The sequence below is a fragment of the Dyella sp. genome (genome assembly GCF_036568765.1).
GTDB lineage: Bacteria > Pseudomonadota > Gammaproteobacteria > Xanthomonadales > Rhodanobacteraceae > GSA-30.
On the sequence record NZ_DATCRY010000056.1, the window covers coordinates 1 to 13,284 of the forward strand.

12 protein-coding genes are annotated in these 13,284 nt (G+C 62.6%); 1 reads left to right on the forward strand and 11 read right to left on the reverse strand.

Annotation, left to right across the window (positions count from 1 at the left end):
* Positions 1-126 precede the first annotated feature (126 nt).
* The 11 genes from ruvB to VIM98_RS04630 form a co-directional block, all read right to left on the reverse strand.
* Positions 127-1,170 carry a Holliday junction branch migration DNA helicase RuvB gene (gene ruvB, locus VIM98_RS04580; protein WP_331991916.1) on the reverse strand — a complete coding sequence of 348 codons (1,044 nt, stop codon included), beginning with the start codon at positions 1,168-1,170 and terminating at the stop codon, positions 127-129.
* A gap of 114 nt (positions 1,171-1,284) precedes the next feature.
* Positions 1,285-3,153: a potassium transporter Kup gene (locus VIM98_RS04585; RefSeq protein ID WP_331991958.1), complete on the reverse strand. Its 1,869-nt coding sequence runs from the start codon at positions 3,151-3,153 to the stop codon at positions 1,285-1,287.
* Between the two features lie 37 nt (positions 3,154-3,190).
* Positions 3,191-3,790, reverse strand: coding sequence for a Holliday junction branch migration protein RuvA (gene ruvA, locus VIM98_RS04590; protein ID WP_331991917.1), 600 nt, complete (start codon positions 3,788-3,790; stop codon positions 3,191-3,193).
* A complete protein-coding gene (gene ruvC / locus VIM98_RS04595) occupies positions 3,787-4,338 on the reverse strand; it encodes a crossover junction endodeoxyribonuclease RuvC (RefSeq protein ID WP_331991918.1) in 552 nt (183 codons plus the stop codon). The genes ruvA and ruvC overlap by 4 nt, the downstream gene beginning before the upstream one ends.
* Positions 4,339-4,457: 119 nt before the next feature.
* On the reverse strand, positions 4,458-5,180 hold the full coding sequence (locus VIM98_RS04600) for a YebC/PmpR family DNA-binding transcriptional regulator (RefSeq protein ID WP_331991919.1): 723 nt from the start codon (positions 5,178-5,180) through the stop codon (positions 4,458-4,460).
* Positions 5,181-5,392: 212 nt separating this feature from the next.
* Entirely contained in the window at positions 5,393-6,025 is a 633-nt protein-coding gene (locus tag VIM98_RS04605) for an alpha/beta hydrolase (protein WP_331991920.1), read from the reverse strand.
* 185 nt (positions 6,026-6,210) lie between these two features.
* Positions 6,211-7,971, reverse strand: coding sequence for an aspartate--tRNA ligase (gene aspS, locus VIM98_RS04610; RefSeq protein WP_331991921.1), 1,761 nt, complete (start codon positions 7,969-7,971; stop codon positions 6,211-6,213).
* Between the two features lie 153 nt (positions 7,972-8,124).
* Positions 8,125-8,649, reverse strand: a complete 525-nt coding sequence (locus tag VIM98_RS04615) for a DUF3011 domain-containing protein (protein WP_331991922.1) — start codon at positions 8,647-8,649, stop codon at positions 8,125-8,127.
* A gap of 144 nt (positions 8,650-8,793) precedes the next feature.
* Positions 8,794-9,402, reverse strand: coding sequence for a DUF3011 domain-containing protein (locus tag VIM98_RS04620; RefSeq protein ID WP_331991923.1), 609 nt, complete (start codon positions 9,400-9,402; stop codon positions 8,794-8,796).
* 128 nt (positions 9,403-9,530) lie between these two features.
* Positions 9,531-10,118 carry a DUF3011 domain-containing protein gene (locus tag VIM98_RS04625; protein WP_331991924.1) on the reverse strand — a complete coding sequence of 196 codons (588 nt, stop codon included), beginning with the start codon at positions 10,116-10,118 and terminating at the stop codon, positions 9,531-9,533.
* A gap of 88 nt (positions 10,119-10,206) precedes the next feature.
* The gene (locus VIM98_RS04630) at positions 10,207-10,500 is read right to left on the reverse strand and encodes a zinc ribbon domain-containing protein (protein WP_331991925.1); all 294 of its coding nucleotides are present in this window, start codon (positions 10,498-10,500) and stop codon (positions 10,207-10,209) included.
* A gap of 263 nt (positions 10,501-10,763) precedes the next feature.
* Here VIM98_RS04630 and VIM98_RS04635 point away from each other — a divergent pair, with 263 nt between their 5' ends.
* Positions 10,764-13,199 (forward strand): TonB-dependent receptor, encoded by a 2,436-nt coding sequence (locus VIM98_RS04635; protein WP_331991926.1) that lies wholly within the window; start codon positions 10,764-10,766, stop codon positions 13,197-13,199.
* The last annotated feature ends 85 nt before the right edge of the window (positions 13,200-13,284 follow it).

A 13,284-nucleotide genomic window follows, 5' to 3' on the forward strand; every position in this document is an offset into this window, starting at 1 on the left:
TTCGCTTGGAAGTGGCTAGCAGTTGGAAAGAGGGGCGAGTAGCGAGGCGTCCAAATCGCGGCGCCGCGGTTTTCATGGGCCTCACGAACTTGCGCCCTCGTTACTCGTCCCTCGCGAAAACGCCCCTCAGGCATCGGGCGCGCCAGAAAACAGGTCCGGCACCGACTGTCGTGGCGGCGGCGTCAATCCCAAGTGACGCCAGGCCTTCGGACTGGCCATGCGGCCACGCGCAGTACGCACCAGAAAGCCTTGTTGGATCAGGTACGGCTCTACCACGTCTTCCAGGGTGCCGCGATCTTCGCTGAGCGCCGCGGCCAGCGATTCCACACCGACGGGCCCACCGTCGAAATTTTCGATGATGATGGTCAGCAGGCGGCGATCCAGGTCGTCGAAGCCTTCGGCATCGACCTTGAGCATGTCCATGGCAGCCTGCGCCACGGCGCGGGTGATCTGGCCTCCGGCTCGCACTTCGGCATAGTCCCGCACGCGACGCAGCAGGCGATTGGCGATGCGCGGCGTGCCGCGCGAGCGACGGGCGATTTCTTCCGCCCCGTCGACTTCGCAGGCGATGCCGAGGATGCGCGCCGAGCGACGCACAATGGCGGTCAGCTCGGCCGGCGAATAGAACTCCAGGCGCTGCACGATGCCAAAGCGGTCGCGCAACGGCGCGGTCAACAGACCCGCACGTGTCGTCGCTCCGATCAGGGTAAATGGCGGCAGATCCAGCTTGATCGAACGGGCCGCCGGCCCTTCGCCGATCATGATGTCGATCTGGAAATCTTCCATCGCCGGATACAGCACTTCCTCGACCACGGGCGAGAGGCGATGGATTTCGTCGACGAACAGTACATCATGCGCTTCGAGGTTGGTCAGCAGCGCGGCCAGATCGCCTGCGCGCTCGAGGACCGGGCCGGAGGTGGAGCGTACGTTGACGCCCAGTTCGTTGGCGATCACGTGACTCAACGTCGTTTTGCCCAGTCCGGGCGGCCCGAAGATCAGCACATGATCCAGCGCACCGCCGCGCTTCTTGGCGGCCTCGATATAGATCGACAATTGCTCGCGCACCGCCTGCTGGCCAAGGTATTCGGCCAGGCGCTTGGGTCGGATCGAGGCCTCGAGCGCTTCGTCGTCGAGCTGGGTGGAGGCGGTGATGATGCGGTGGTCGGGCATTAGCGGGACTCGGCAAAAACATCAAACATGCGTAATCCTCTCTAGGAGCACACCCAAAAACACCAGAAACAAGAGCACATACAGTGTATACCCCCGAGTCCCGAGTCCCGCCAATCAGATTTCCACCTGCGCCCCAAGCTCGATCAAGCGATTGCCCGGAATCTGGAAGAATGCCGTCGCGGGCATCGCATTGCGCGCCATGAACGCGAACAGCTTGTCGCGCCACAATGCCATGCCGGGACGCCGCACATCGGCAACGATGTTTTCGCGCGACAGGAAGAAGGTGGTGTCCATCATCTCGAACGGCAGGCCTTCGCGCGAGCAGCGATTGAGCGCCAGCGGGATATTCGGGTCCTCGGCAAAGCCGAATCGCAGGCTCAGACAGTAAAACTCGCCATTGAGGGAGCGGATGTCGATGCGTTCCTCGGGATCGGCCACCGGAGTTTCCAGCACTTCGACCGTCAGCAGCACATTGCGCTCGTGCAGCACCTTGTTGTGCTTGAGGTTATGTAGCAAGGCGTGCGGCACGGCATCGAGATTGGCGGTCAGAAACACCGCGGTACCAGGCACGCGCAGCGGCGGATGCTCGTGGATATTGTCAATGAACGGCTCCAGTGCAAGACCGGATTGCTTGATCTCGCGCACCACCAATTCGCGGCCGCGGCGCCAAGTGGTCATCATCACGAACACCACGACGCCAAGCACCAGCGGGAACCAGCCACCGTGCGCGATCTTCAGCGCGTTGGCACCGAAGAATGCCAGGTCGATCGTCAGCAGGAAGATGCCGCCGACGACCACCGCGAACCAGTTCCACTTCCACTGCCGGCGCGCAACCACCAGAGCCAGCAGCGTGGTCATGGTCATCGTGCCGGTCACGGCAATACCGTAAGCCGCGCCGAGGTTTTCCGAACTCTTGAAGCCGACCACGGCCGCAAGCACCAACACCAGCAGCAAGCCATTGATCCAAGGCACGAAAATCTGGCCGGACATCTCGCGCGAGGTGTGCACGACGCGCATGCGGGGCGCATAGCCGAGCGAAATCGCCTCGCGCGTCATCGAGAACGCACCGGAAATCACCGCCTGCGAAGCGATCACCGCCGCCGCGGTGGCCAAGCCGATCATTGGATAAAGCAGCGCATCGGGCACCAGCAGGTAGAAGGGGCTGTCGATGGCCTTCGGGTTCATGATCAGCAGCGCGCCCTGTCCGAAATAATTGATCAGCAGCGCGGGCAACACGAAGAAGAACCAGGCCAGGCGGATCGGCTTCTTGCCGAAATGACCCATATCGGCATACAGCGCCTCGGCGCCGGTCAACGCCAGCACGACACCGCCAAGCGCGATGAACGCCTGCAGTTCGTGCGCGACGATGAAACGTACCGCATACACCGGATTGATCGCCCAGAGCACAGACGGGTGCTGAACGATCTGACGCGCACCGAGCACGGCCACCACTACGAACCACACGGCCATGATCGGCGCGAACATCGCACCGACCTTGGCAGAGCCATGCCGCTGCAAGGCAAACAGCAGCAGCATGATCACCAGGCAGATCGGCACGACGTAGTTGCTCAAGGCCGGCGCGGCGATCTCCAGGCCCTCGACGGCACCGAGCACCGAAATCGCCGGCGTGATCACACCGTCGCCATAGAACAACGCGGCACCGAAGATGCCGATCACCGCCAATAACCAGCGCGCGCGCGCCGATGAACCCACAGACCGCTGGGCCAGGGCCATCAGCGCCATGATGCCGCCCTCGCCCTTGTTGTCCGCGCGCATCACGAAGGTCACATATTTGATCGAGACCACGATCATCAACGACCAGAACACCAGCGACAGTACGCCCATGACGCTCTCAGGGGTGACTGTCATCCCGTGCGTGCCGAGCACTTCCTTCATGGTGTACAGCGGGCTGGTACCGATGTCGCCAAAGACGACACCGACCGCGCCTGCCGCCAGAGCAGCCAGCCTGCGCTTCGTATCCATCGAAGCGTCCAGCGGCGGTGTATGTTGGCCCACGTCGCTAACTCCCTAAAGCGGCGCGTAGCGCCTTGCGAATGATCGTTTCGGCGCTGTCGCCTTCGGCGGCGACCTTCTGCACCAAGCGGGTGACTTCGACAGGCTTGTAGCCCAATTGCTGCAAGGCGACGGTGGCTTCGGCCGCCGGATCGGCGGGCACGCCGGGCGCAGTCGCGGCGATGCCCGGCACGGCCGTGGCCAGGCCGTCCACGCGGTCGCGCAGCTCCACCACCATACGCTCGGCAGTCTTCTTGCCGATGCCGGGAATCTTGGTCAACGCGACGACATCGCCGCTCTGCACCAGTCGGGCGAATTCGTTGGTGGAGACGCCCGAAAGCACGGCCAGCGAAATCTTTGCGCCGATGCCGCTGACCTTCTGCAGATTTCGGAACAATGCACGCTCGGCCTCGCGCAGGAATCCATAAAGCGCAACGCTGTCTTCCTTGACCGCATAGTGGGTCAGCAAGGTCACTTCCTGGCCGGTCTGCGGCAAGTCGTAGATGGTCGACATCGGTGCTTCGAGCTCGTAGCCCACGCCACCCACTTCCACCAGCAGCCACGGTGGCTGCTTGGACACGAGGATGCCACGCAATCGGCCGATCATCGGCGCCTTCTCCAAGCGGTACGGGGAATGCCAACGCGGGCGATGCTGGCGCGGGTGTGCGCATGGGCAATGGCAACGGCCAATGCATCGGCCGCGTCGGCCTGCAAAGGTCCTTTGAGGCCAAGCAGCACGCCCATCATGTGTTGCACTTGGGTTTTGTCGCCGCGGCCGCTACCGACCACGGCCTGCTTGACTTCGGTTGGCGCATATTCGTGCACTTCGATGCCCTGGCTCGCCACCGCGCAAATCGCGGCCCCCCTCGCCTGCCCCAGCTTGAGTGCCGAATCGGCATTTCGCGCCATGAACACACGCTCGATGCCGCACTCGGTCGGCCGGTGCGCGGCGATGATGTCACAGACTTCGTCGAAGATGCGTTTGAGACGCAACGGAAAGCTCGGCTCGCCGGCAACAGCCACTGCCGTGTGAAAAACATGCGACAGCCGGCCGGCATCGTCGACCTCGATGATGCCGATGCCGGTACGCTGGCTGCCCGGGTCGATGCCGATGATGCGAGTGGTTCGGGACTCGGGAAGATGGGGCGTTGACATAGCGATGGCGACCAGATCGGCCGCTCAATAGCTCTGGTGGGCAAAACATCGCGATGCGTACAGCACGCCGCGAAGACCCCGAGTCCCGAGTCCCGAGTCCCGAGCCCCGCAGGAAGACATCACGTCGGCAACACCGCGTTGTGCGAGACTTCGCTGACATCGTCCAGCGCGTCGAGCTTGTCCAGCAAGGTTTGCAGCGCTTCGACGTTTTCCGGCGAGACGGCGACGCGATTGTTCGGACGCATGGTCACGCCAGCGTGCTCGGCGTGCAGGCCGGCGTCGATCAGGCCCTGTTGCACCGCCTCGAAATTCTCCGGCGCGCAGATCACGGCGCTTTCGCCATTCTCGTTGATGACGTCGTCGGCACCGGCTTCCAGCGCAGCCTCGAGCACCTTCTCTTCCTTGGCCTGATCGCCACCGGTAGCGAACACCAGCTCGCCGCAGCGGGTGAACTGGAACGCCACCGAATTGGTGGTGCCCAGGTTACCTCCGTTCTTGTTCAGTACGGAGCGTACATCGGCGACAGTGCGCGTCTGGTTATCGGTGAAGCAATCGATGATCAGGGCAATACCGCCCGGGCCATAGCCCTCGTAGCGCAATTCTTCCATCGCCGCGCCGCCGTCGGCGCCGGAGCCGCGCTTGATCGCGCGCTCGATGGTGTCCTTGGTCATATTGGCCGACAGCGCCTTATCCACCGCTGCGCGCAGACGAGGGTTGGAAGACGGGTCAGGCACGCCCGCGCGGGTAGCCACGGTGATCTCGCGGATCAATTTGGTGAACACCTTGGCGCGCTTGGCGTCTTCGGCGTTCTTGCGACCTTCGATGGACGGGCCTCTACCCATGGCGATTCCTGGCAAGCTTTTGAAAGGACAAGAGGAGAATTTTAGCCGGTCGATGGGGGTTGAGAAATAGGTACCTGCCCTCGCGAGCGCCCCTCCCCCCTCCTCGCTCCCACCGGAGCCTGGAAAGAGGGGCCGGCCACGCAAATACGAAGCGCTCAGACTTGGCCCTGTGCAAGTTCCTTCCCTCCGGACTTAGACAGGGCAGGAGAGGCTTACAGGCCCGCCTCAAACCGCCCGTGCCGCAGAAAGCAGGTCACCTGCCGCGCCGCCACCGGCGAAAAAAGCAGGCCTGTATGGTTGGCCTCGACCAGGCAATGGTCCGTCAGACCCGGCAGCCGGGTCTCCGCCACCGCCACGGTGCCGTCATGCTCTCCGGGAATATGTGCCAGCATCGAGCCCAACCCGATCGGGGTGCGGCCGGCGATCATGCCGACCTCACGTCGACCGGTCCATTGCTCCAGCCCGTTTTCCAACAGGGCGCGGTTGTGTCCCAACAAGACCTCGCCGCCTCGGCCCATCCCGGCCAGTCGGCGAGCGGCGGAGCTCCCCAGGACGGGCGAGCCCATGCAAACGATGCGCCCGGTAGGCAACTCGTCGTCAGGAGTGCAGGCGCGCAATGCCAGCAAGCCGCCAAGGCTGTGCCCTACCAAATGCACCTGCCCGGCCGGGGTCAACTCGCGCATCAGGTCATGCAGTTGCCCCAGCACGCGCTCCTGCACGCTGGCAACGCTCATATAATCGAATCGATGCACGCGAAATCCCGCTTCCATCAGACGGCGGTGCAACATGACCAGCGCGAAACCGCGCATCCAAAGGCCATGCAGCAGGACGACGTGATCGGACATGGGCGTGCAGTTGATAGCTGAGCCCTCAGAATAGCCGGTTGCGGCGAGAGTTATCGTGACGGTTCGTGAGTAAAGGGCGGCCATCCGCTTGCGCGGCTGGCGAGGTCGCGCCTTCGGCAACGCAAGGCGGGAGGGAAACGCTTCTCCTCACCCCGGACCTACCACAGGCGGCGCAACTGCCGGCTTCACTCGTCAGCGGCTACGCGGACGTGCAATTCCTTCAATTGAGGCTCCGACACCGCCGACGGCGCATCGGTCATCAGATCCTGTGCGCTGGTGGTCTTGGGGAAGGCAATGACATCACGGATCGACTCGGTACCGGCCATGAGCGCAGCAATGCGATCGATGCCGAAGGCCAGACCGCCGTGCGGTGGAGCACCGAACTTCAATGCCTTGAGGAGGAAGCCAAACTTCGCCTCGGCCTCCTCGGCGCCGATGCCCAACAGCTCGAACACTGCGCTCTGCATCTCCGGACGGTGGATACGGATCGAGCCGCCACCGATCTCGTTGCCGTTGAGCACCATGTCGTAGCCGCGGCTGACCGCTGTCGCTGCGTTTGCACGCAGGTCGGCGATATCGTCGACCTTGGGCGCGGTGAACGGGTGATGCAAGGCAACGAAGCGCTGCGCCTCATCGTCGTACTCGAACATCGGAAAGTCGGTGACCCACAGCGGCCGCCAGCTTCCATCGACCAGACCGCGGTCCTTGCCGACCTTCAGACGCAGCGCACCCATGAAATCGGTGACCGTCTTCCACTTGCCCGCGCCGACGAAGACCATGTCGCCACTTTGCGCACCGGTTGCCTTGAGCACGGCATCCAGCGCGGCATCGTCAAGAAACTTGGCCACCGGCGAATTGATACCTTCGCGACCTTTGGCCAGATCGTCCACGCGCAGCCACGCCAGGCCTTTGGCACCGTACTTGGCCACATATTCGGTCAGCTGATCGATCTCTTTGCGTGTCAACGTGGCACCGCCAGGCAGGCGCAGCGCGGCCACGCGACCTGCCGGATCGTTAGCCGGCTCGGCAAAAACCTTGAATTCGACTAGCTTGAGCGCGTCGGCTACATCGACCAGCTCCAGTGCGATGCGCAGGTCGGGCTTGTCCGAACCGAAGCGCCGCATGGCTTCTTCCCAGGTCATGCGCGGGAACGCAGCTTCCAGGTCGACGTTCACCACGTCCTTGAAGACCTGGCGGATCATTTCCTCGACAAAATCCTGTACGTCCTTCTCTTCGACGAAGGCGAACTCGAGATCGAGCTGGGTAAATTCCGGCTGACGGTCGGCGCGCAGGTCTTCGTCGCGGAAGCAGCGCGCAATCTGGTAGTAGCGGTCGAAGCCCGCCATCATCAGGATCTGCTTGAACAGCTGCGGCGACTGCGGCAGCGCATAGAACTGACCGGCATGTACACGACTGGGCACGAGGTAGTCGCGTGCGCCTTCCGGCGTCGCCTTGGTGAGGATCGGCGTTTCGATATCCTGAAAGCCACGGGCATCCAGGTAACGGCGCAGCGACTGCACAAGCTTGATGCGCGTGCGCATCATCTTTTGCATTTCCGGGCGGCGCAGATCGAGGTAGCGGTAGGTCATCCGCATGTCCTCGTTCGGGTTTTCGTGTAACGCGAACGGCAGGTCGCGCGCGGCATTGAGCACTTCGACCTTATCGGCCAGCAGCTCGACCGTGCCGGTCTTGAGCTTGTCGTTGGCTGACAGGCGCTTGCGGACGGTACCGGTCACACGCAGGCAATACTCGTAACCGATCTCGCCAGCCACGGTGAACGCATCTCCGTTCTCACGCTCGACGACCACCTGGGCAATACCCTCATGGTCGCGCAGATCGATAAACGCCACATGGCTTTGCAGGCGGAGCGTATTGACCCAGCCGCAGAGGATGACGGTACGACCGACCAGCGACTCGTCGATGAGTCCGCAGAAATGCGTGCGCATGCGCTTGAAACTCCGGGCGAAAGGCCCTTGCAGGGAAACGGGAGGAAAGACTTCGAATGGTAACACTCGCGCGCCTACCAGGCGATGCGGCCGCCGAAAACCATCAGCCCCGGACCGGGCCGGGGCTGATGGTTTTCGTTCGAAGCGAGGCGGTTACCAGCGCGGGCGGCCACGCGCCTGCACGAATTGGGCACGGCAACCATCCTTGACCCATACGCTGTATGGATCGCTGCCCCAGGTGCGCCCCTCGATACAGGCGGCATTGGACATCTGGCGGGACAGTTCGGAATAACGCCACGGCATTTTGCAGCGCGAGCCACGATTGTCGTTGCTGGCACAGTAGACCTCCTGGCCCGGACCGCCACCGTAGCCCGGCCGGCCACCGCCACGCGCATCGCGGAAATTGCCGCGGCAGCCATCCTTGACCCAGACACTGTTGGGATCGCTGCCCCAGGTGCGACCGCGAATACAGGCCGCACTGGACATCTGCTGTGCCAGTTCCGAGTCGCGCCAGGGCATCTGGCAACGGGAGCCGCGGTTATCGTTGCTGGCGCAATAAACCTCGTCATTACGATCGCCGCCGTAGCGCTGCGCCTCGGCGTCGCGCGTCAGCGTCATGCCAGCCACGGCAGTCAGGACACAGGCGGCTGTGAGTGCGATTTTGGTCAAGGCATTCACGCAAAAACTTCCTTGCTGGTGTGGGTGGGGCCACGTTAGCCCCAACCGGGCGCGGCGAAAATACCGCTCGCGCGACCGCAGAATGTTGCGATTCAGCTTTTGGGAGGCGCCGGTTGTCGGTTGACCCGGCGTCGATTCGAAAGACTACCGGCCGCGTGCCTCCACGAATTGACCGCGGCAACCCTGCTTTACCCAGACACTGTGCGGATCGCTGCCCCAGGTCTGGTTATAGATACACGGCGACTTTGACATCTGACGAGACAGCTCCGAATAGCGCCACGGCATCTGGCAACGCGAACCCCGGCTGTCGTTGCTGGCGCAATAGACCTCTCGCCCCGGGCCATCGTTGTAGCCAGGACGGTATGCGATGTCCGGCCGGGCATAGACATAATCCGGCCCTTCGACAGGGCTCGGGCGGGCGGGCGCATAGTCCGGCCGACCGCCACCGCGCCTGGCTTCGCGGAAAGTTGCACGGCATCCGTCCGTGACCCAGACACCGTAACGATCGTTGCCCCATGTACGGCCACGAATGCAGGATGCCCTCGACATCTGCTGGGCCATCTCCGAGTCGCGCCAGGGCGTGCGGCAACGCGCATCGCGCCCATCGTTGCTGGCGCAATAAACGTCGTCGCGATAACCGTCACGGTCATCGTCGCGGTAACGTTGTGCTTCGGCGTCGTACGAAAGCCCCATACCCGCAAAGCCCGCCAATACAGAGGCGGCTGTAAATGTGATTCCGGCTAGTGTGTTCATCCAACTTCCTTGCTGTAATGCGTAATATCCGTGCTATCCACAAGTCGATGATCGAAGGCATCGTCGAGCAGCGAAACAGGCAGACGCTCCGAAAGCGACATACCCGTGAGCTGCACCCTTGGCATACTTCAGCGAACCTCAAAATCGGCCCCGCATCCGCTATCGACCCAAATGCTTCCGCCAGCGACGTCCCAGTTGTAACTACGGACGCATCGCTCGCTGGAAATCTGCGTGGCCATCGTGACGTCGTACCGATCGATATTCGAACCGCAATACCGGCGCGCGCGGCCACGACTCTCGCACCGGATCATCGACCGATTGTCGTGGCTGTGCCCGCGGCGGCTCGCCGAATCGCGTGTCTCACGAAAATCGTCGCGACGCTCGCGATCTGCGGGCACGGGTATCCCATCGGCGCGATCGCTCCGATATCGCTCAACGGAAATTAACGTTCCGCGACAGCCCTTCTTGATCCATACGGCATAGGGCTCAGTGCCCCAGCCGATACCCTCGTCGCATGGCGCGCGTGATAGCTGCTGCAGCAAGACCGAGTCGCGCCAGGGCATGCTGCAGCGGGCTTCCTGATTACCGTTGCTGGCGCAGTAAACCGGACTTTCGCGCCCGCCGTCCTGGGCTTGAGCCGGTCGAGGGCCAGCGCAGACAGCACCGACCGCCAGCCCACCGACCCAGGCCCGCATCGTCCTTGCATATCCCTTCACGGCAGCTCCTTAGTCCTTGACTCCCCCAAGGATGGTGGCTGGCGCGCAAATCGCAATATATTGCGACTCGGCCGAGATGAGTACCGACTTATTTGTCAGTGTTTCCTGACGCGGACGCCGCGGGAGCGGGAGCGGGCGCAGGTGCCGATGCCGCCGGCGCGGGGGCAGCATCGCCAGCAAGATTGCGCTTTTTATCCCCGTCCTTCTTGAAGTCGGTCTCGTACCAGCCGCCGCCTGCCAGGCGAAACTGCGGCGCACTCAAGCGGCGCTGTACACGCGGGGCTCCGCAGGTCGGACAGGTCTCGGGGTCCGGGTCGGACATTTTCTGCAGGCGGTCGAAACGGTGACCGCACGCGCAACATTCGAATTCATAGATAGGCATGGTGACTCCGGCTCGATGCATTGGCCGCCTTCCCGGAGAGGGCGGTCAGCCGGCCATTATCTGGGCTCCGGGGCGAATTTCAATGTCCCCCGGCTGTTTTGCTTCGGGAGGCCACTCGGGAGGGAGGCATCCGCAACGGAGCATATCGATAGAAAAACACATCATATAGACGTCTAGACGTCTTTGATTGACGTGCGTGGAGCGGCGGCCTAGCCTGCATGACCTGCTGCAACGCACCAAACTTCTGGGGAGTTTTCACTCGAATGTCTACACAAAAAAAATCGCTGCCGGCATGGATCGGCATTGCACTGCTGACCCTGACCGGCCCCTCCGTCGCACAGGACGCCGGCAGCAATACGCCAAGCACCGAAAAGGCCAAGAACCTCGGCCCGGTGATCGTCACAGGCACGCGCTCGGATAACCGCACCGAAAGCAGCTCGCTGACACCGATCGACGTTGTCTCGGCCGATGTGCTACGCCAGAGCGGCACCAGCGAACTGACGACCGCGTTGGCGCGGATCATTCCTTCGCTGACATTCCCTCGCCCCGCGGCCGCCGACACTGCCGATTCGCAGCGTCCGGCGCAATTGCGTGGCCTGTCGCCGGATCAGGTACTGGTGCTGGTCGACGGCAAGCGCTGGCACCCCGGCGCAATCATCCTGACCAATGGCGTGCTCGGTCGTGGCTCCCAAGCAGTCGATCTCAACACCATCCCGATGGCTGCGATCGACCACATCGAAGTCCTGCGTGACGGCGCATCGGCGCAGTACGGCTCCGATGCGATCGCTGGGGTGATCAACATCGTGCTGAAAAAAGGCGCCCAAGGCGGTTCGGTGGAAGTCACCGGTGGCCAATACTCCGCTGGCGATGGCCGGCAATGGCAAGGCGCCGCCAATTTCGGCATTCCGCTCAATAACGACAAAGGCTGGCTGCGCCTGACCGTGCAAGACGGCAATCAGGATTACACCAACCGCGCGGGCGTCACCCGTGCGCGCGCCTTCGAAGGCGTCACCCAACGCTACGGCGATCCGGCGGTGAAAGACAAGAATGTGCTGCTCAATGCGCAATACGACATCACACCCGGTGTACAGTTCTATGCCTTTGGCCATTACGGCAATCGCGACAGTACCTCCCCCGCTTTCTTCCGCAGCCTGGCCAATGCCAACTCAGTACCGTCGATCTATCCCAATGGCTATCTGCCACTGGAAAACTCCGACTCCACCGATCAATCGCTGGTTGTAGGGTTGCGTGGCAAGACTGGCGGTGGCTGGCGCTGGGATATCAGCGCGAACGCCGGTGGCAACCGCGTTTCCTATGAGACGCTACAAAGCGTCAATCGCGCCTGGCTCAACGATTTCGGCTACAGCCCCACGCAGTTCCACGACGGCATCCTGGACGCGGGCCAGCAAGCCTTCGACGTGGATATCGCCAAAGATCTCTCCGTCGGTTGGCTACCCAACGCCGTCACGCTGGCCTTCGGCGCGGAATACCTGCGCCAGACCTACCGCATCGATGCCGGCGACGAGCCATCCTGGTACGTAGGCACCTCCGGTGTATCGGGCGGCGCGCAGGGCTACGCGGGCTTTCAGCCAGCCAATGCCGGTTCGCACAGCCGCCACGACGTAGCCGAGTACCTGAGCCTGGAAACCAACCTGACCGATCGGCTGGGCACGTCGCTGGCTGTGAGGCACGAGGATTACACCGACTTCGGCAGCACCACCTCCGGCTCGCTGGCAGGCCGCTTCGATTTCACCGACCGCTTTGCCTTGCGTGCCAGCGCCTCCACCGGCTTCCGCGCACCTTCGTTGGCTCAGCAGTTCTATTCGTCGACCTCGTCGCTTTTTTTCGGCGAAGGCAACTCGCTTGGCCTGCCCGCCGGCATCTACAACACCAGCCTGGTTCCGGCGACCAGCCAGATCGGACAATTGCTCGGCGCACAGAAGCTCAAGCCGGAGAAATCGCACAACTACACTCTGGGCATGGTGTGGAATCCGCTCGATCCGCTGAACATCAGCATCGACCTGTACCAGATCAAGATCGACAACCGCATCACGCTGTCTAGCACGCTGGCCACGACCTCGCCGGCGGTACAAGCCTATCTGGCTGCCAACGGTGTCACCGATACCAACTACAGCGGCGTGTCGTATTTCACCAACGCGGTGGATACGCGTACACGCGGCATCGACCTGGTGACGAGCTGGCAATCGGATTTCGGCGATGCCGGCAGCCTGACCTCGACGCTGAGCTACAACTACAACAAGAACAAGGTTACCGACGTCAAGCCGAATCCGGCGGCGCTCGATGCACTGGGCTTGAATCTCAAGCGCATCGACCGTCGCGATCAGTACGGACTGCTCGCCGATACCACGCCACGCAGTAAGCTGATCATCAACGAGATGTACGTCCTGGGGCATTGGAGCCTCAATGGTACGTTGACTCGTTACGGCAGCTTTGTCTCGTACAACTCCACCACCGCGTCGCTCGACCAGACCTTCGGCGCCAAATGGCTGCTGGACCTGGCGGCCAGTTACAACCTGGATCGCTGGACCTTCACCCTGGGTGCCGACAACGTGTTCAACACCTACCCCGACCGGGTCATCCAGGCCAACGACAATGGCGGCTCGCTGCCGTATTCGGTGTTCTCGCCGTTCGGGTTCAATGGGGCGTATGTGTACGGCAAGGTGGCGTATCGATGGTAGGGAAGCATTGATGGCATGACGCGTCCGGCCTCCCCCTCCAGGCAGGGGGAGGCACCAAGCCCCGCCTGGTCCGATCGAGCAGGCT